Origin of the sequence: Ramlibacter tataouinensis, from assembly GCF_001580455.1 — a bacterium.
In the GTDB taxonomy this organism is placed as follows: domain Bacteria; phylum Pseudomonadota; class Gammaproteobacteria; order Burkholderiales; family Burkholderiaceae_C; genus Ramlibacter; species Ramlibacter tataouinensis_B.
Window position 1 is genome coordinate 1,684,571 of sequence record NZ_CP010951.1, and the last position, 17,755, is coordinate 1,702,325.

At 68.0% G+C, this 17,755-nt stretch carries 16 protein-coding genes; 2 read left to right on the top strand and 14 right to left on the bottom strand.

Annotation, left to right across the window (positions count from 1 at the left end):
• Window positions 1-29: 29 nt before the first annotated feature.
• The 6 genes from UC35_RS08115 to UC35_RS08140 all read right to left on the bottom strand — a co-directional run bounded on the left by UC35_RS08115 (window position 30) and on the right by UC35_RS08140 (window position 7,754).
• The gene (locus UC35_RS08115) at window positions 30-1,382 is read right to left on the bottom strand and encodes a DUF1329 domain-containing protein (RefSeq protein ID WP_061497886.1); all 1,353 of its coding nucleotides are present in this window, start codon (window positions 1,380-1,382) and stop codon (window positions 30-32) included.
• 32 nt (window positions 1,383-1,414) lie between these two features.
• Window positions 1,415-3,103 carry a DUF1302 domain-containing protein gene (locus tag UC35_RS08120; RefSeq protein ID WP_227820499.1) on the bottom strand — a complete coding sequence of 563 codons (1,689 nt, stop codon included), beginning with the start codon at window positions 3,101-3,103 and terminating at the stop codon, window positions 1,415-1,417.
• Between the two features lie 284 nt (window positions 3,104-3,387).
• Window positions 3,388-4,284: a 5'-nucleotidase gene (locus UC35_RS08125; RefSeq protein WP_061497888.1), complete on the bottom strand. Its 897-nt coding sequence runs from the start codon at window positions 4,282-4,284 to the stop codon at window positions 3,388-3,390.
• Window positions 4,285-4,299: 15 nt separating this feature from the next.
• On the bottom strand, window positions 4,300-5,526 hold the full coding sequence (gene gspF / locus UC35_RS08130; RefSeq protein WP_061497890.1) for a type II secretion system inner membrane protein GspF: 1,227 nt from the start codon (window positions 5,524-5,526) through the stop codon (window positions 4,300-4,302).
• 126 nt (window positions 5,527-5,652) lie between these two features.
• On the bottom strand, window positions 5,653-7,287 hold the full coding sequence (locus UC35_RS08135) for an AMP-binding protein (RefSeq protein ID WP_061497891.1): 1,635 nt from the start codon (window positions 7,285-7,287) through the stop codon (window positions 5,653-5,655).
• Window positions 7,284-7,754 carry a MarR family winged helix-turn-helix transcriptional regulator gene (locus UC35_RS08140; protein ID WP_061497894.1) on the bottom strand — a complete coding sequence of 157 codons (471 nt, stop codon included), beginning with the start codon at window positions 7,752-7,754 and terminating at the stop codon, window positions 7,284-7,286. Before UC35_RS08140 ends, UC35_RS08135 begins: the two co-directional genes overlap by 4 nt.
• Window positions 7,755-7,893: 139 nt before the next feature.
• Between UC35_RS08140 and UC35_RS08145 the strand changes: the two genes are divergently transcribed.
• On the top strand, window positions 7,894-9,156 hold the full coding sequence (locus tag UC35_RS08145) for a class I SAM-dependent methyltransferase (RefSeq protein ID WP_082792937.1): 1,263 nt from the start codon (window positions 7,894-7,896) through the stop codon (window positions 9,154-9,156).
• 7 nt (window positions 9,157-9,163) lie between these two features.
• Window positions 9,164-9,487, top strand: coding sequence for a DUF1840 domain-containing protein (locus UC35_RS08150; protein WP_061497897.1), 324 nt, complete (start codon window positions 9,164-9,166; stop codon window positions 9,485-9,487).
• A gap of 154 nt (window positions 9,488-9,641) precedes the next feature.
• On the opposite strand, the gene UC35_RS08155 is transcribed toward UC35_RS08150, so the two are convergent.
• From UC35_RS08155 to UC35_RS08190, 8 genes are all read right to left on the bottom strand, one after another.
• Window positions 9,642-10,604: a Bug family tripartite tricarboxylate transporter substrate binding protein gene (locus UC35_RS08155; protein WP_227820554.1), complete on the bottom strand. Its 963-nt coding sequence runs from the start codon at window positions 10,602-10,604 to the stop codon at window positions 9,642-9,644.
• A 41-nt stretch (window positions 10,605-10,645) separates the two neighbouring features.
• On the bottom strand, window positions 10,646-11,029 hold the full coding sequence (locus UC35_RS08160; RefSeq protein WP_145979377.1) for a hypothetical protein: 384 nt from the start codon (window positions 11,027-11,029) through the stop codon (window positions 10,646-10,648).
• On the bottom strand, window positions 11,026-12,015 hold the full coding sequence (locus UC35_RS08165) for a tripartite tricarboxylate transporter substrate-binding protein (protein WP_061497901.1): 990 nt from the start codon (window positions 12,013-12,015) through the stop codon (window positions 11,026-11,028). Before UC35_RS08165 ends, UC35_RS08160 begins: the two co-directional genes overlap by 4 nt.
• 129 nt (window positions 12,016-12,144) lie before the next feature.
• Window positions 12,145-13,392 (bottom strand): phenylacetate--CoA ligase family protein, encoded by a 1,248-nt coding sequence (locus UC35_RS08170; protein WP_061497903.1) that lies wholly within the window; start codon window positions 13,390-13,392, stop codon window positions 12,145-12,147.
• Between the two features lie 17 nt (window positions 13,393-13,409).
• Window positions 13,410-14,219 (bottom strand): ABC transporter ATP-binding protein, encoded by an 810-nt coding sequence (locus UC35_RS08175; protein ID WP_061497905.1) that lies wholly within the window; start codon window positions 14,217-14,219, stop codon window positions 13,410-13,412.
• Between the two features lie 144 nt (window positions 14,220-14,363).
• Window positions 14,364-15,692 carry an ABC transporter substrate-binding protein gene (locus UC35_RS08180; protein WP_061497908.1) on the bottom strand — a complete coding sequence of 443 codons (1,329 nt, stop codon included), beginning with the start codon at window positions 15,690-15,692 and terminating at the stop codon, window positions 14,364-14,366.
• A 38-nt stretch (window positions 15,693-15,730) separates the two neighbouring features.
• Entirely contained in the window at window positions 15,731-16,807 is a 1,077-nt protein-coding gene (locus tag UC35_RS08185; protein ID WP_061497910.1) for a branched-chain amino acid ABC transporter permease, read from the bottom strand.
• A gap of 13 nt (window positions 16,808-16,820) precedes the next feature.
• On the bottom strand, window positions 16,821-17,750 hold the full coding sequence (locus UC35_RS08190; RefSeq protein WP_061497912.1) for a branched-chain amino acid ABC transporter permease: 930 nt from the start codon (window positions 17,748-17,750) through the stop codon (window positions 16,821-16,823).
• Window positions 17,751-17,755: the final 5 nt, after the last annotated feature.

A 17,755-nucleotide genomic window follows, 5' to 3' on the forward strand; every position in this document is an offset into this window, starting at 1 on the left:
CCGGCCCCGGCGCGCAGCGCGTACGCGGGTTAGCGCACTCCGCCGCTGGCCAGGGCCGTGGGCGAGAAGTTGTTCATCTGCTTGCCGTCGAACGGGCGGTACGTAACGCCGCCGGTTTCGTTGACGGCCCCGGCGAAGACCCAGCCACCGGAAACCAGGTCGAACCAGGCATAGCTCAGGGTCGTCGCCAGCGGCTGGTCGCCCGCCACCATCGTGAAGGCCTGGCCGGTCTTCCACAGTTTTCCCTGGGCGTCCCAACTGTCGGCCAGCACGGCCTGCCAGGTGTCTTCGTCCAGGTAGAGACGGCGCTTGGCGGCGACATTGCGCTTGCCGTCGCGCAGCGTGCCTTCCACCACCCAGACGCGGTGCAGCTCCCAGCGCACGGCCGCGGGATTCAGCGAGCTCTTGCCGATGACTTCCTTGATCGGCTTGGTCATCAGGCCGTTGCTGTTGTAGGGCACGAAGATCTCGCGCTTGCCCAGCAGCTTCATCTGGTAGCGGTCCTGCGAGCCGATGAACAGGTTCACGTCGTCGAAGTTCGCCAGACCGGCGGCCGACCCGTCAGGCGTGTCGTAGGCGATCGACGGCGACTTGCGCACGCGGCGCTGGCCGGGCAGGTATTGCCAGCCGTCCTTGGGCTTGCCGTAGTTGTCGACATAGTCGATCGTCATCAGCGCCTGGCCTGCATTGGCCGGCGGCTCGTTGATGTCGATGCGCGCCCGCGCCCATTCGCCATTGAACTGTTCGGCGCTGCCGGCGGTGTCGTAGAACGGGTAGATCAGGTTGGTGCGCTGGCGGCTGGTCAGGAGCTGGTCGCCGGCGGCCGTCATGACGTACTTGTCGGCGACGAAGCTGGTGACCTGGCCGCGATAACTGAGCATGTGGTTCCAGATCGCCTCATGGCCATTGCGGGGCACCGGAAAGGGAATGCCGCCATACGCGCCTTCGACAGTGAGGCCATCGTTGACGAGCTTGGCGCGGGTGGCGTTCTTCAGCACCTGGTCGTAGATGGCCTGGGGAAAGACGGCGCTGCGCCGCGTCGGGTAGACCTCCAGCTTGAAGCCCGGCACCTTCGCCAGAAGCGCCTTGGTGCCGTCGCTCAGTTGTCCGGCATGCTCACCGGCATTGGACGGGGTGATGGTCAGGCGCGGCTTGTCGGCCGCGAACGGGTCGCTGCGCTTGCCGGCAGCGCCGCCGGTGGCCGGGGCCTTGCCGTCCCAGGCGGGGATGGTGCCCTCCTTGTTGGCGGCGCGCTCGGCGCCATAGGGCGTCAGGCTGCCGGACTTCAGGGCGGCCACGTCTTCGGGCGCGGCGAAGGCTGCTCCGGCGACGAACAGTGCGGCGGCCACTCCGCTCAGGCGATGCAGGGAAAGGGTGCGCATGGCGTGTCTCTCCGAATTCTTTGTGCTCGATGTCAGAAGGTGGTTTGCAGGCTGAGGCGGACGTAGTCGCGGTCCAGCACGGGCTGGCGGTCAGGCTTGCCCAGGTAGTTGATGTAGGAGATATTGGCGACCCACTTGTTGAGGTAGACGAGGCCCAGGCCGAGGATCAGTTCGCCGCTGCGGTCGGGGCTGCCGCCGAAGGGGAAGGAGTTGTCGATCATCGAAAAGCCGCGGAAGGACCAGCCCAGGTTGATCGGCGCGTTCAAGTCCAGGCCCGGCGCGACCTGGTACCAGGTCGGCGTGAAGATCACGCGCATGCCGGAACTGGACTCGCGCCTGTCGCGGTTCACCTTCTCGGTCCCGACCGGATAGCGCCCGGCCACCTTGGTCCGCACATCCTGGATGTCCATCACGTGATTGGCGGCAAACTCGCCGACCAGGCTGGAGCCATCCCAGAAGCCGGCCTTGCCGCCGAGGAGCGTCCAGGACAGGTTCAGGTGGGCCGTGCGGCCGGTCACGTAGGCCGGATCCGCCGCGGTGACGACGCCCTCCTTGACCGCCAGCGGCTGGCGGTCGCGCAGCGAGACCTCCATGCCGACGTTGGCGTCGCCGACCAGCTTGGCCACGCTGACGCCGATCGAGCGCACCGGCTCGGTCGGCACGATCAGCTTGTAGCTGCCGCCGGCGGTATTGGTCTGGATGATCTGCCCGGTGTCGCGGTAGCTGATGGCGTACAGGCCCAGGTCGAGGTTCAGCAGCTCGCTGCGGGTGTTGAGCGCGAAGCCGAAGTTGTGGCGGTTCTCGCCCTCGTCCATGCCCGCGAAGTCGAGAAAGCAGTTGTTGAAGCGCTGTGCGATCGGCACCGTCGTGCTGCCGCAGCGGTTGGCGGTCGGGTTGCCGATGAACATGCGCTGGGCGCCGTCGCCCAACATGTCGGTGCTGCTAAGGAAGCTGCCGGCCGGGTGCAGGCGCGTCGGACGGTACTTGAACTGGACGTAGCCCTCGACGCTGGTGTCCTCGGTCAGTTGCAGCGTCGACGACAGCTGCGGCACCGGGATCGTTGTTTCCTTGGCCTGCGTGCCGGGGATATTGAGCTTGTAGACGTCGATCGGCGCCATGCCCTTGGCCAGGCCGTTCATGCCGAAGAACAGGCTGGTGCCCCAGATCAGCGAGTGCTGGCCAAGCCGGTACGACAGCGTCTTGCCGCCGATCTCGTTGCGGCCGAACACGAACCAGTCCAGCATCTCCGCCTTGCGTCCGGCCACCTCGCGCGCGCCGGGCGAGAACTCGTTGAACGGCACGCGGTTGGCCGAGATCGGCGAGTCGTGGTCGTTCGTGCGGTTGTAGACCTGGTCATACCAGGCCGCGCCGCTCAAGCGCAGGCCGAAGCCGTCCTTCTGGATGTCGAACTCGCTCAGGAGGTCGGCGCGGCTGGAGACCAGTCCGCGATTGAAACTGCGGTCGCCGTCATCGGCGTTGGCCTTCACCGACACCGGGCTGATCAGCTCGGATGCGGGTGCCTTGAGCCGGTAGCCGGCGCTGTACCTGACGGTGTTGTCCCAGCGAACCTGCCACTCGCCATCGGGGTTCAGGTCCATGGCGAAACCGCTGCCGCTGCCCAGCGCCGCGATCGCCAGCGCGATCAGCGAGCGGGCTGGCGCCGGACGGCGCTGCTTCTCTTGGTGCTGCAGCCTGCATGTGCTGCCTACGAGCTTGTCCACGCTTGTCTCCTCTTTTCTTGTGTTCGGAGCCGCCCCTCTCGGGTCGGAGAGTCATTCCTGACAGCGGAACTTTATTGATTGCCCGTATGCAAGCCTCTACACAAAAATCAGATTCGCTGGCACTTTTTGCCCGTGGGGTTGCTGCATCGAGGCCGCACGGCCGCATTCACCGGCCGGGCGCGGGGCAGGCCCTGGCGGCCGGAAGACGCCGGTTTCCGGGATGCGGGCCGCGCGGCCGCCCGGGCGGCGCCGGCACCGCGACGCCGCGGGCGCCGCGGCCGCTGCTAGGAGTTGGTGACGCCGGCCGCGACGTGGCCGGAAGGCACGTGGCGCGCGGCGTGGTTGACGTGACCGGTCTGGTCGTCGAAGAAGAAGTCGGGCTCGAACTCGCGCAGGAACTCGCCCTTGGGCAGGCCGCCCAGGAACATCGCCTCGTCCACCCGGATCTCCCAGTTCATCAGGGTGCGGATGGCGCGTTCGTGCGCCGGCGCGCTGCGCGCGGTGACCAGCGCGGTGCGGATGCGCATGCCGCAGTCGCCGGCCCGTTGCAGCCGGTGCAAGGCCGCCAGGAAGGGCTTGAACGGGCCTTCGGGCAGTGGCTGGAAGGCCTTGTCCTGCTCGTGCTGCTGGAAGGCATCGAGGCCGCCGCTCTGGAACACGCGCTCGGCCTCGTCGGAGAACAGCACCGCGTCGCCGTCGAAGGCGATGCGCACCTCGCTCGGGTAGTTGCCGCCGGCCAGCACGGACTCGGTCAGCACGCGCGCCGCCGGAAAGCCGGCCGACAGCGCCTCGCGCACGTCGTCGGCGTTGGCCGACAGGAACAGGTGCGCGCCCAGGGGCTTGAGGTAGCGGAACGGCGAGCGGCCCTGGGTGAACACGCCGCGGTGCAGCTGCAGCTCGTTGGCGCTGCCGGAGCGGAAGATGCGCATGCCCGAGACCGGGTCGTTGCGCGAGAGGATCACCACCTCGACCCGCTGGGCCGAGGTGTCGTTGAACGCCAGCAGCTTCTTGATCAGGGAGAAGGCGATGCCCGGGCGCGCCGCCACGTCCAGGCGCGCCAGCTGCATCGCCATGTAGGCCTGCGGGTCGCCGCTTTCGAAGACCGCGTTCTCTTCCTCGAAGTCGAACAGCGCCCGCGAGGAGATCGCCACCACCAGCTTGTCGTCGAGGGTTGCCGCCATGCCGTCCTTAACGCCTCAGCGCGCGAATTGGTTGAGCTGGATGATGGGCAGCAGCACCGCCAGCACGATCAGCATCACCACCGCGCCCATGCCGACGATCAGCAGCGGCTCCAGCACGGTGGCCAATTGCATGGCGCGGCGCTGCACTTCGGCGCCGAGCTGGTTGGCACAGCGCTGCAGCATCGCCGGCAACTGCCCGGTCTGCTCGCCCAGGCGGGCAAACATCGGCAGCAGCCCGGGGAAGCGCTTCTTCTGCGCCATGGCCGACGCCAGCGGCGCGCCTTCGCGCACCAGCACCAGCGCGTCCATGGCGTCGGCACGCATGGCCCGGTTGCTCAGGGTCTCCGCCGCCGCCTGCAGCGCGCGCAGGATGGGCACGCCGGCGCCGGCCAGCATGGCCAGCGTGCTGGCGAAGCGCGCCGCGTTGTAGCCGCGCGAAAGCCGGCCGATCACCGGCAGCTTCAGCCAGGCCGCGTCGAAGCGCTCGCGCGCCGCGTCGTTGCGCAGGGACAGCCGCAACAGCACGAGTCCGGCGCCCAGCACCAGGGCGACCAGCCAACCCCAGCTGCGCACCAGGCCGCTGATCGCCAGCATGGCCACGGTGAGGAAAGGCAGCGCGCGCTTGGTGCCGGCGAAGACGTTGGCGACCTGCGGCACCACATAGGCCACCAGGAACAGCACGATGACCACGGCCACCAGCGAGACGATCGCCGGATACAGCGCCGCGCCCAGGAGCCGCGCGTTCAGCGCCTGCCGCTCCTCCAAATCGGTCGCGAGCCGCTCCAGCACCACACCGAGGGCGCCACTCTGCTCCCCGGCCGTGACCACGGCGACATAGATCTCGGGGAACTCGCGCGGGAAACGCGACAGCGCCTTGCCGAACGGGGAGCCGGCATTGACTTCCGCCCGCAGCGCCGCCACCAGGTTGCGCTCGCGCTCGGTTTCGGCTTCATCGGTGAGCGCGGTAAGCGCTCGCTCCAGCGGCAGCCCGGCGGTGATCAGGCCGGCCAGCTGGCGCGTCCAGATCGCCAGACCGGTGCCGGTGAACACGCCGCGGCTGAATAGCTGCTGGCCCAGGGCTGCATTGGGGTCGTTGGCGGCGCCGGTCACCGGCTGCACCTGCAGCGGCACCAGTTCCTGCGCCCGCAGCAGGCCGCGCGCGGCCTTGGCCGTGTCGGCCTCCATCACGCCGCGGCGCGTCGCGCCCTGCGCGTCCAGGGCCTCGAAGGAGTAGGCAGGCATGGGAGGGATTATGTGCTTTGTTCCCTCCCCCGCCAGGGGAGGGTTAGGGTGGGGGCGCGCCTCGCGCCTCGCGACGGACGCGAGCCCCCACCCCCGCCCTCCCCCGGAGGGGGAGGGAGAAAGACGTCACATCTGCCGCAGCTTGAAGCGCTGCAGTTTTCCGGTCTCGGTGCGCGGCAGGCTGGGAAGGAACACGATCTCGCGCGGGTACTTGAACGGCGCGATGGTCGCCTTCACGTGCTCCTGCAGCTCGCGCACCATGGCGGGCCCGGCTTCGTGACCGGGCTTGAGCACGCAGAAGGCCTTGACGATCATGCCGCGCGCCTCGTCCGGCGTGCCGATCACGCCGCACTCGGCCACCGCCGCATGCCGCAGCAGCGCGTCCTCGACCTCCGGGCCGCCCACGTTGTAGCCCGAGGTGATGATCATGTCGTCGGTGCGCGCCTGGTAGAAGAAGTAGCCGTCCTCGTCCTGCATGAAGGCATCGCCGGGGTAGTTCCAGCCATCCTTCACGTAGTTGGACTGGCGCGCGTCGTCCAGGTACTTGCAGCCGGTGGGGCCGATCACCGCCAGCTTGCCGATCGTGCCGCGCGGCAGCTCGTGGCCGTCTTCGTCGACCACGCGGGCGCTGTAGCCGGGCACCACCTTGCCGATCGCGCCGGGGCGCACCTCGCTGTCGGCCGAGGAGATGAAGATGTGGAACATCTCGGTGGCGCCGATGCCGTCGATCATCTCGACGCCGCTGGCCTGCTTCCAGAGCTGGCGTGTTGCATGAGGCAGGCCTTCGCCGGCGCTGACGCTGGTGCGCAGCCGCCCCACGCCCAGCTGGCGAGCAAACGGCGCCATCTGCCGGTAGAAGGTGGGCGCGGTGTAGCAGATCGTCGCGCCCGACTCGACGATGGTCTTGACCAGGAGCTCCGGCGTGTACGGCGCTTCCGGGAAGTAGACGCTGGCGCCGGCCCACATCGGGAAGACGAGCAGCCCGCCCAGCCCGAAGGTGAAGGCCAGCGGCGGCGAGCCGACCACGACGTCCTCGGGCGTGGCGCGCAGCACGTGGCGCGGCCAGGCCTCGCAGGCGGCCAGGATGTCCCGGTGCGTGTGCACCGCCGCCTTGGGCTTGCCGGTCGTGCCGGAGGTGAAGGCCATCATGGCGATGTCGTCGCCCGCCGTGGCGCAGGCGCTGAACGCGCCCGGCTTGGCGGCGGCGCGCAGCTCCAGCGCGCCCGGCTCGGTGGGCGCGTTGAACGGAATCACGGTGGCGAGCACCGGCCGGTCCTGGCGGGCCAGTTCCAGCTCTTCCAGCAGCCGGACGTCGCACAGCGCCGCCGTCGGCTGCGCCTTGTCGATGATGTCGCCAAGCTCGCGCGCGCGCAGCAGCGGCATGGTCGCCACCGCCACCAGCCCCGCCTTCACCACCGCCAGCCAGGCCAGCGCCAGCCCGATGGAATTGCCCCCGCGCAGCAGCACCCGGTTGCCGGGCACCAGGCCCAGGTCTTCGGTGAGCACGCGGCAGATGCGGTCGACCCGGTCGCGCACATCCGCGTAGCTGAGGGTGGTCCCGGCCGAGCGCAGCAGCGGGCGCGCCGCGAATCCCTTGTCAGGCGCCTTGTCGAGGAGTTCCTCCACGAGGTTGAAGCGGGCCGGCAGCTGCAGTTCCGGCAGCTCGTAGCGCAGCTGCGGCCATTGGTCGGGCGGTGGCAGCCGATCGTGGACGAAGCGGTCGGCCTGCGCCGAGGGTGCCGTTGCGGTATTGGTGTTCATCCCTGGGCCCGTTCGCGGGCGTGGTCCTTGACCTTGCCCAGCAGCTTGTACAGCGTGGCGATGTCCTTGTCCGACAGGGCGCGGAAAGCCTCGACGATCCACTGCTCGTGCTGCTGCGCCATGTCGTTGAAGACGCGGCGCCCCTTGGCGGTGAGCCGCACGCAATAGGCCCGGCGGTCGCCCTCGACGTCGACCCGGTCGACCAGGCCTTCGGCCGCCAGCTGGTCGGTGATGCCGGTGACGTTGCCGCCGGTGACCATCATGCGGCGCGACAGCTCCTTCATCTTCAGGCCTTCGGGCGCGCGCTCCAGCTGCGCCATCAGGTCGAAGCGCGGAAGCGTGGTGTCGAACCGCGCCCGCAATTGCGTGCGCACCTGCTTCTCGACGATCTGCGTGCAGGTGAGCAGGCGCAGCCACAGCCGAAGCTCCTGCGGATGCTCGCTGTGCGCGCGCGCTTCCATGTCCATGCGAGGGCCCTCTTGGTAATGTCTAAATAGTTTAAGCCTCAACGAATTGCTGTCAACACGCCGAGTCATTCCTGCGCTAATCTAGGGATGGGCAAGGAGCCTGCTCAGCCAGATCAAGCAAGAAAAAAGGAGCTCATCCGTGGAACCTTTGGTGCGCAAGATCGACTCGCAGTTGGCCGGACTGTCCCCGCCGCTCGCAGTGCAGCTGCCGGGCGGGCGCCGCGTCGGGCCTGCCAGCCCGGTCGTGGAGCTGGCGTTCGGCGACTGGTCCAGCCTGGCGACGCTGGCCGGCGGCCAAATCGGGCGCCTGGCCGAAGACATCGTCGAAGAGCGGGTGCGCCTGACGGGCAGCATGCGCGACGTCATGAACGTGGCTTCGCAGCTGCTGCCGGGCACGCCGGTGGCCTCGGACACCGGGTGGTGGACGCAGATGAGGCGGCGCGCCAAGTCGCTGGCGCAGCACACGCCGCAGAAGGACGCGCAGCAGGTGCAGTTCCACTACGACGTGTCCGACGACTTCTACGCGCTGTGGCTGGACCCGCGCCGCGTGTATTCCTGCGCCTACTTCCGCGACGTGGAGATGTCGCTGGCGCAGGCCCAGGAAGCCAAGCTCGACCACATCTGCCGCAAGCTGATGCTCCGGTCCGGCGACAAGTTCCTCGACATCGGCGCGGGCTGGGGTGGCCTGTTGCTGTGGGCGGCGGAGCACTACGGCGTCGACGCCACCGGGATCACGCTGTCGAAGAACCAGCACGCGCACGTGCAGCGCCTGATCGAAAGCAAGGGGCTCAAGGGCCGCGTGCGCATGCTGCTGCGCGACTACCGCGAGTTGGAAGGCAGCGCGGTCTACGACAAGATCGCCTCGGTCGGCATGTTCGAGCACGTCGGCCAGGCCTACATGGCCGCCTACTTCGGCAAGATCCGCGACCTGCTCAAGCCGGGGGGTCTGGTGATGAACCACGGCATCACCGCCGGCGGCATCGACCCCGGCCAGCTCGGCGCCGGCATGGGCGATTTCATCGGCAAGTACATCTTTCCCGGCGGCGAACTGCTGCACATCAGCCATGTGTTGCGCGAGCTCGCCGCCGCCGGCCTGGAGATGGCCGATGTCGAGAACCTGCGCCCCCACTATGCACGCACGCTCTGGGCCTGGTCGGACGGGCTGGAAGAGCGCCTGCCGGAGGCGCAGCGCGTACTCGAAACGACCGGCAGCGCGCCCGACGCGGCCAAGGTCCTGCGCGCCTACCGGCTCTACCTGGCCGGCTGCGCCATGTGTTTCGAGCGCAACTGGATCAGCCTGCACCAGATCCTGGCCACTTGGCCCGACGGCCACATGGAAAGCGGCCGGCTGCACGGCGCACAATCGGCCTATCCGTTCAACCGCGAGTACATGTACCGGTAGTCCAGAAATGCTCTACAAGTTCAAATCGAAAGCGGCCGGCGACCTGATCATGCTGGAGCCCAATGGCCGGCGCGTGCTGCAGGTGATCGGCAAGGACCCGGGGCCGAAGGGCATCATCCAGCCCAGCGAGATGTCCGGGGCGATTGCCGCGCTGGAAGCCGCGATCGTCAACGAAGACGCCGAGCACAAGGCGGCGGTCGAGGAAGCCAAGGCCAAGGGCGAGGTGCCGCCCCAGTTCGAGGCCATCTCGCTGCGCCAGCGCGCGGTGCCTTTCATTGACATGCTGCGGCGTTGCGCCAACGCCGACGCCGAGATCGTCTGGGGCGTCTGAACATTCACTGAAAGATTTGCTGTCGCAAATCTTTCAGTGAGTCGAACAGAGTGAAGGAGCCCGGCGAAGCCGGTTCTCCTTCACAGGTGGGACCGGCCTGCACGTTGTTTCGCCCGGTCCACGTGCCGCTGCGCGGGGGAATACCTTTGCGGTCTCAATCCACCTTCGCGCCCGAATCCTTGACTACCTTCGCCCACTTGGCGTGTTCGGCCTCGATGTGGCGGGCGAATTCCGCGGGCGTGTTGCCGCTGGGGATCGCGCCCTGCGCCAGCAGCTTTTCCTTCATGCCGGGGGTGGCGAGCGCCTTGGCCGATTCCTGCTGGATGCGGTTGACGATCTCGGCCGGCGTGCCCGCGGGCGCCAGCAGGCCGAACCAGGAGGTGGCATCGAACCCCTTCAGGCCCGCCGCTTCCTCGACGGTCGGCACGTCCGGCAGCGCGGCGGAGCGCTCGCGGCTGGTGACGGCCAGCGCCTTGAGCTTGCCGGCCTTGATGTGCGGCAGCGAGGACGGCAGGTTGTCGAACATGACGTCCTGGGTGCCGGCCAGCAGGTCCAGCAGCGCCGGCCCCGAGCCCCGGAACGGAAAGTGCACGAGGTAGGTGCCGGTCATGCTCTTGAACAGCTCGCCGGCCAGGTGGATCGAGGTGCCATTGCCGCTGGAGGCCATGTTGAGCTTGCCGGGATGGGCCTTGGCGTACTGGATGAAGTCGCGCACGTTGGCGATCCCCAGCTTTTGCGCCCGCTCGGTCTGCATCTCCATCACGTTGGGCACGCCCGCCACCAGCGTGACCGGTGCGAAATCCTTGATCGGGTCGTAGGGCAGCTTGGGGTAGAGCGCGCGGTTGATGCCATGCGTGCCGACGGTGCCCATCAGCAGCGTGTAGCCGTCGGCCGGTGACCGCGCCACGGCCTCGGCGCCCACGTTGCCGCCCGCCCCGGCCCGGTTGTCGACGATGAACTGCTGGCCGAAGGCCTTGGACAGCTCCGGCGCCAGCGCGCGCGCCAGGATGTCGGTGGTCCCGCCGGCGGCGAAAGGCACCACGATGCGCACCGGCTTGTTCGGCCAGCCGGCCTGGCCCAGCGCGGGCAGCGCGATCGCGGCGCTGCCGGCCGCCATCGAGCCGATCAGCGCGCGGCGGGAAATGCGGCCGTCTCTTGTCATGCGGGTCTCCTTCGTGTTTGGGCCACCGACTCGAGGGCGGCGCTGCAGGCCTGCCCTTCGCGAACACCGAGCCCGATGGCCAAGTCGTTCACGCGGTTGATGATGCCATCGTTCAGGCTGCTTTGCGCGTCGCCAATGCGCGCGCTCAAGTGGGAGACCGTGCAGGCGGCCAGGCCGGCGGCCTGCAGCAGGCGCAGCCCGGCGAAGCCGGCGTCATCGCGCCCGCCGCCGGCATCGTTGAAGACCGCCAGCAGCGGCCGGGCCGCCAATGCAAAACGGGCTGCACTGACGCCACCGTGCGATCCGGTGACGGCGATGCAGCCCGCGTCGGCCTCGTCGAGCTCGGTGATCGAGTCGACGATGCGGACGGTTGCGCTCAATCCGCGTAAACGCCGGCGGCCTTGACGATCGGGCTCCACTTGGCGATTTCGGCCTGCACGAACTTCTTGTGTTCGGCCGGCTCGGCGCGCTTGTCGGTCACCACGACCGCGCCCAGGCCTTCCTGCTTCTTGATGAAGTCGGGATCCTTCAGCGCGACCTTGAGCGCTTCGTTCAGCTTCTTCAGCACGTCGGGCGGCGTGCCCTTGGGCGCGTACAGGCCGTGCCAGATCGTGACCTCGAAGTTCTTCAGGCCCGACTCCTGCAGCGTGGGCAGGTCCTTCAGCGACGGGGTCGTCAGCCGCTTGGTCGTGGTGACGGCGAACGCCTTGACCTTCTTGGCTTCGATCTGCGACGTCGTGTTGGTCGTCTGGTCGCACATCAGGTCGATCTGGCCGCCGATCAGGTCGGTCATGGCCGGCGCGGTGCCCTTGTACGGCACCGTGGTCATGTCCACCTGCAGCGCGTTCTGCAGCAACAGCCCGCACAGGTGCGAGGCCGAGCCCACCCCGGCATTGCCCAGGTTGACCTTGCCCTTGTTCTTGCCGATCCAGCTGACCAGATCCTTGTAGTTGGCCGGCTCCAGCGACGGACGGCCGATCAGCGTCATCGGCACGTCGTTGATCATGCCGAGGTACTCGAAGTCGCTTTCGACCTTGAAGGGAATGTTGCGCACGAGGGTGGGCATGGTGCCCATGCCGATGTGGTGCACCAGCAGCGTGTAGCCGTCCGCGCTGGCCTTGGCGACCTTGTTGGCGCCGATGGAGCCGCCGGCACCGGCGGCATTGTCCACGACGATGCTGATGCCGCCCAGCGGCTTGCGCATCGCCTCGGCCAGGTCGCGCGCGACCCGGTCGGTGGGCCCGCCGGCCGAGAAGGGCACGACGATGGTGATGGGTTTGTCCTTGGCCGGGAAGTCGGCGGCCTGCGCGCCGGCGACGAGGGCAAACGCGGCCAGGGCCGCGAGGGGTTTGAGCATTCGCTTCATGACGCTTCCTTACAAGTTCTGCAAGCCGCGATGGTAGGCGGGGCCCCTGTCGGCGCCATCGCGGAAATTACGTAGCGCCCCACCTGGACGTTGACGCCGCTCAAGAAAAAGGCCCTGCTGACGCCCAGCTTACTTGTAGCTGCGGGCGTCTTCGATGACCTTGCCGTCGTTGGGCAGGCTGCCCGGCGGGACCAGTTCGACCTCGCCGCGCAGCTTGGTGACCTCGCGGATCGCCTCGCCGATGCGCGCGCCCAGGTCCTGCGGCGCCGAACCGGCCTCCACCTTGAGCGTCATCATGTCGTTGGCCATCTCGCCGCTGACCACCAGCCGGGCCTTGCGCACCTCGGGGAAGCGGCGGGCGATGTCGGCCACCTGGCCGGGATGCACGAACATGCCGCGGATCTTGGTGGTCTGGTCGGCCCGCCCCATCCAGCCCTTGATGCGGGTGTTGGAGCGCCCGCTCGGGCAGGGCCCGGCCAGGATCGCCGACAGGTCGCCGGTGCCGAAGCGGATCAGCGGGTAGTCGGGGTTGAGGGTGGTCACCACCACCTCGCCCACCTCGCCCTCGGGCACCGGATCGCCGGTCCCGGGGCGCACGATCTCGACGATCACGCCCTCGTCCAGCACCAGCCCTTCGCGCGCCGAGGTCTCGTAGGCGATCAGGCCCAGGTCGGCGGTGGCATAGCTTTGGTAGACGTCCAGCCCGTGCTGGGCGAACCAGTCGCGCAGCGAGGGCGGCAGCGCCTCGCCGCCGGTCATGGCCTTGCGCATGCTGGAGATGTCGACCCCCGTCTCGCGCGCCTTCTCGACCAGGATGCGCAGGAAGCTGGGCGTGCCGGTGTAGCCGTCGGGCCGCAGCTCGGCGATCGCCTGCAGCTGCTGCTCGGTCTGGCCGACGCCGGCCGGGAACACCGTGCAGCCCAGGGCGAAGGCGCCCGACTCCATGATGAAGGCGCCGGGCGTCATGTGATAGCTGAAGGCGTTGTGCACCAGGTCGCCGGCGCGGAAACCGGCGGCGAACAGGCCGCGGGCGCAGCGCCAGTAGTCGTCCGCCATGCCTTCGGGTTCGTAGATCGGGCCCGGCGAGGCGTAGGCGCGGCGCATCCGCGGCCCGCGCCGGATCGCGGAGAAGCCGCCGAAGGCGTCCTCGGCCCGGCGCGCCTGCTGGCGCTCCAGCAGTTCGTGCTTGCGCGTGACCGGCAGCCGGGCCAGCGCGGCGCGCGAACTCACGGTGTTCGCGTCCACGTCTTTCAGTATCTCGGCAAAGGCGCCGGTGTTCTCGCGTGCGTGCGCGACCAGCCGCGGCAGCGCCGCCATGTATGCGGCTTCCCGTTCGGCGGCGGCGCGGGTTTCCAGCGCGTCGAAATGCTTGTCCATCGCTCCCATCGCTCCCCTCAGGCCAGCCACCGCTTGCGGCGCTTGTAGCTCTTGACTTCGCGGAAGGACTTGCGCTCGCCGCCGCCCACGCCGAGGTAGAACTCCTTCACGTCCTCGTTGGTCGCCAGTTCAGCCGCCGGGCCGTCCATCACCACGCGGCCGCTTTCCATGATGTAGCCGTAGTCGGAATACTTCAGCGCCATGTTGGTGTTCTGCTCGGCCAGCAGGAAGGTGACGCGCTCCTTGGCGTTGAGGTCCTTCACGATCTCGAACACCTCCTGCACGATCTGCGGCGCCAGCCCCATCGAGGGCTCATCGAGCAGCACCACGCTGGGACTGGCCATCAGCGCGCGGCCGATCGCGCACATCTGCTGCTCGCCGCCCGAGGTGTAGGCCGCCTGCGAGCCGCGGCGCGTCTTCAGGCGCGGGAAGTAGGCGTACACCTTCTCGAGATTGGCGGCCACTTCGGACCTGCTGGCGCTGGTATACGCGCCGGTGAGCAGGTTCTCCTCGATGGTGAGGTGGGCAAAGCAGTGCCGCCCTTCCATCACCTGCACCACGCCGCGCCGCACCAGCTCGGCCGGCGACAGGTTCTCGATGCGCTCGCCGCGCAGCTCGATCGAGCCCTTGGTCACCTCGCCACGCTCGCCCTTGAGCAGGTTGGACACCGCGCGCAGCGTGGTGGTCTTGCCGGCGCCATTGCCGCCCAGCAGCGCGACGATGCGGCCCTCGGGCACCTGCAGCGACACCCCCTTGAGCACCAGGATCACGTGGTTGTAGATGACCTCGATGCCGTTGACGTTGAGAACGATGTTGGTTTGTTCCATGCATTGGCCTTTACCAAACGAAAGGGCGTGCCCTTTCGTTTGGCGGCTCCTTCGGAGCCGCTCCCCCTCCCGCCCGGCGGGAGGGGTTGGGGAGGGTGCCGTCAGTTCGGCGGCACCGCCGCGGGCGGGGAGATTGCCAAAGCGTCAGCTTTGGCAGTCTTCGCCAGCCCGCGGCGTGATCTTCTTCTCGCCCGCGTACTTGGCCGCCGTGGAGCGCACCAGCGGCTTGATCACCTGCTCGTCGGCCTGCAGCCAGTCCGAGCTGAACTTCCACTGCTTGCCGTCCCAGGTGTGGATGCGGGCCCAGGCGGCCCCCATGTGGTCGACACAGGAAGTGCTGATCGGCCGCATCACGCCGGCAAAGCCCAGCGCGTCCAGCTTCGGCTGCGTGAGGTTCAGGTTCTCCAGGCCATAGCGCACCTGCTCGCCGGTCATCACCTTGCCCTTGCCGTAGCGATCCTGGGCGGCACGAATGCCTTCGATGCCCAGCATCGCGCTCATGGCGCCTCGCATGTACAACACCTGGCCCACCTCGTCCTTCGGCCCGGTGCCCTGGCCCTTGGCGTGCACCTGCTCCAGGATGTCCTTGACCACCTTGGACTGCGGCTCGGCGCCGTGCTGCATGGTCACCGCGTTGTAGCCCTTGGCGCCGTCGCCCACGTCCTTCACGTCCGGCTCGGCGCCGGCCCACCACACGCCGTACATCTTCTCGCGCGAGTAGCCGGTGGCCTGCGCTTCCTTCAAGGCCGTGGAGTTCATCACGCCCCAGCCCCACAGGAACACGTAGTCGGGACGGCTCTGGCGCACCTGCAGCCAGGTGGCCTTCTGCTCGACGCCCGGCGCGGCCACCGGCAGCAGCTGCAGGTCGAAGCCGTGCATCTTGGCGCGCTCCTGCAACAGCGGGATCGGCTCCTTGCCGTAGGGGCTGTCGTGGTAGACCAGCGCGATCTTCTTGCCCTTGAGCTTGTCGAGGCCGCCTTCCTTCTTGGCGACCGCCTGCAGGATGGCGTCGGCGGCGACCCAGTAGGTGCCGGCGATCGGGAAATTCCACTTGAACACGGTGCCGTCGGCACTCTCGCTGCGGCCGTAGCCGATGGTCACCACGGGAATCTTGTCGCCCGGGGCCTTCTCGGTGATGGCGAACGTGGCGCCGGTGGACAGCGGCTGCACCAGCGAGGCGCCGCGGCTCTTCAGGCGCTCGTAGCACTCGACGCTGCGGGCCGTGTCGTAGCCGGTTTCGCATTCTTCCCAGGCGAGCTTCACGCCGTTGATGCCGCCGCGGGCGTTGATCAGCTTGATGTAGTCGACATAGCCGTTGGCCCAGGGCGTGCCGTTGGGTGCGTACGGGCCGGTGCGGTAGGACAGCACCGGAATGAACTGCTCCTTCGCCTGCGCGAGGGCGCTCGTCGACAGGGCCGACGATGCAGCGGCCGCCACGACGGCCACTGCCAGGACTACTTTGCGCAACTTCATGCTTGTCTCCTTCGGGTTTAGGACTTCGGGGTGAAAAATCAATGCGGGAACGGCCACAGGCGCAGCTTCTGCTTGCCGGTGGACCACAGCTTGGCGAGCCCGTGCGGCTCCACGATCAGGAACCAGACGATCAGCGCGCCGAAGATCATCTGTTCGGCGTGCGACACGCCCGCAGTCGAGATGACGAAGCCGACCAGGCCGGCCGCCCAGGGCAGGAACTGGTTGAGGAAGATCGGCAGCACCACGATGAAGGCGGCGCCGAAGAAGCTGCCCATGATGGAGCCGAGGCCGCCGATGATCACCATGAACAGCAGCCGGAACGACATCTCCACCGAGAACGCGGCCGGCTCCCAGGCGCCGAGGTAAACGAAGGCCCACAGCGCGCCGGCCACGCCGATGATGAAGGAGCTGACCGCAAAAGCGCTCAGCTTGGCATACATCGGGCGGATGCCGATCACGGCGGCGGCCACGTCCATGTCGCGGATGGCCATCCATTCGCGCCCGATCGCGCTGCGCACCAGGTTCTTGGCGGCCAGCGCCACCAGCACCAGCAGCGCCAGGCAGAACAGGTACTTGGAAGTCGCGCTCTCGATCGGCCAGCCCAGCACCTGCAGGTTGGACACCGACACCGAGCCGGAGGGCGTGTCCATGGTGAACCACTTGATGCGCAGGAACATCCAGTCGGCGAAGAACTGGGCCGCCAGCGTGGCCACCGCAAGGTACAGGCCGCGCACCCGCAGGCTGGGCAAGCCGAACAGGATGCCGAAGACCGTGGCGCACAGCCCGCCCAGGATCAGCGCCGGGATCAGCGGCAGGCCCGGGATGCGGGCGAAGAAGTTGAAGGCACCATAGGCGCCCACCGCCATGAAAGCCCCGGAACCGAGCGAGATCTGGCCGCAGTAGCCGACCAGGATGTTCACGCCCACGGCCGCCATCGCCATGATCAGGAAGGGAACGAGGATGGCGCGGAACATGTAGTCGCTGGCAAAGGCCGGCACCAGCACGAAGCCGATCAACAGGATGGCCAGCATGGCCCAGCGGTCCTGCACGATCGGGAAGATCTGCTGGTCGGCCCGGTAGCTGGTCTTGAACTGGCCGTTTTCGCGGTAAAGCATTTCTCTTCCTTCCTTACACGCGATCGATGATCTTCTCGCCGAACAGCCCCTGCGGCCGGACGAGCAGGAAGCCCAGGGCCAGCACGTAGGCAAACCAGATCTCGATGCCGCCACCGACGAAGGGCCCGAGGTAGACCTCCGACAGCTTCTCGCCGACGCCGATGATCAGCCCGCCGATGATGGCGCCCGGCACCGAGGTCAGGCCGCCCAGGATCACCACCGGCAGCGCGCGCAAGGCGACCGTGGTCAGCGAGAACTGCACGCCCAGCTTGCTGCCCCAGATCATCCCGGCCACCAGCGCCACCACGCCGGCCACGCACCAGACGATCACCCACATGCGGGCGAGCGGAATGCCGATCGACTGCGCCGCCTGGTGATCGTCGGCCACGGCGCGCAGGGCGCGGCCGGTGGAGGTCTTCTGGAAGAACAGCGACAGCAGCGCCACCAGCGCGGCGGCGATGAGGGCGGCCACCAGGTCTTCCTTGTTGATCAGTATCCCGCCCTGGAAGGTGGACTCGAACGCCATCATCGGGTCCTTGGGCATGCCGATGTCGATTTTGTAGATGTTGCTGCCGAAGAAGGTCTGGCCCACGCCTTCGAGGAAATAGGTGATGCCCAGCGTGGCCATCAGCAGCGTCGCGCCTTCCTGGTTGACCAGATGGCGAAGCACCAGCTTCTCGATCAGCCAGGCAACGGCAAACATCACCGCGCCGGCGAGCACGAAGGCCGCCACGTTGGCGAACACCGGGCTGGCAATGCCGGTCCAGGCGGGGATCCATTCGGCGAAGCGGGCCATGGCCAGCGCCGCGAACAGCACCATCGCGCCCTGCGCGAAGTTGAAGACGCCGGACGCCTTGAAGATCAGCACGAAGCCCAGGGCCACCAGCGAATACAGCATGCCCGTCATCAGGCCGCCGATCAGTGTTTCAAGAAAGAATCCCATCGCTC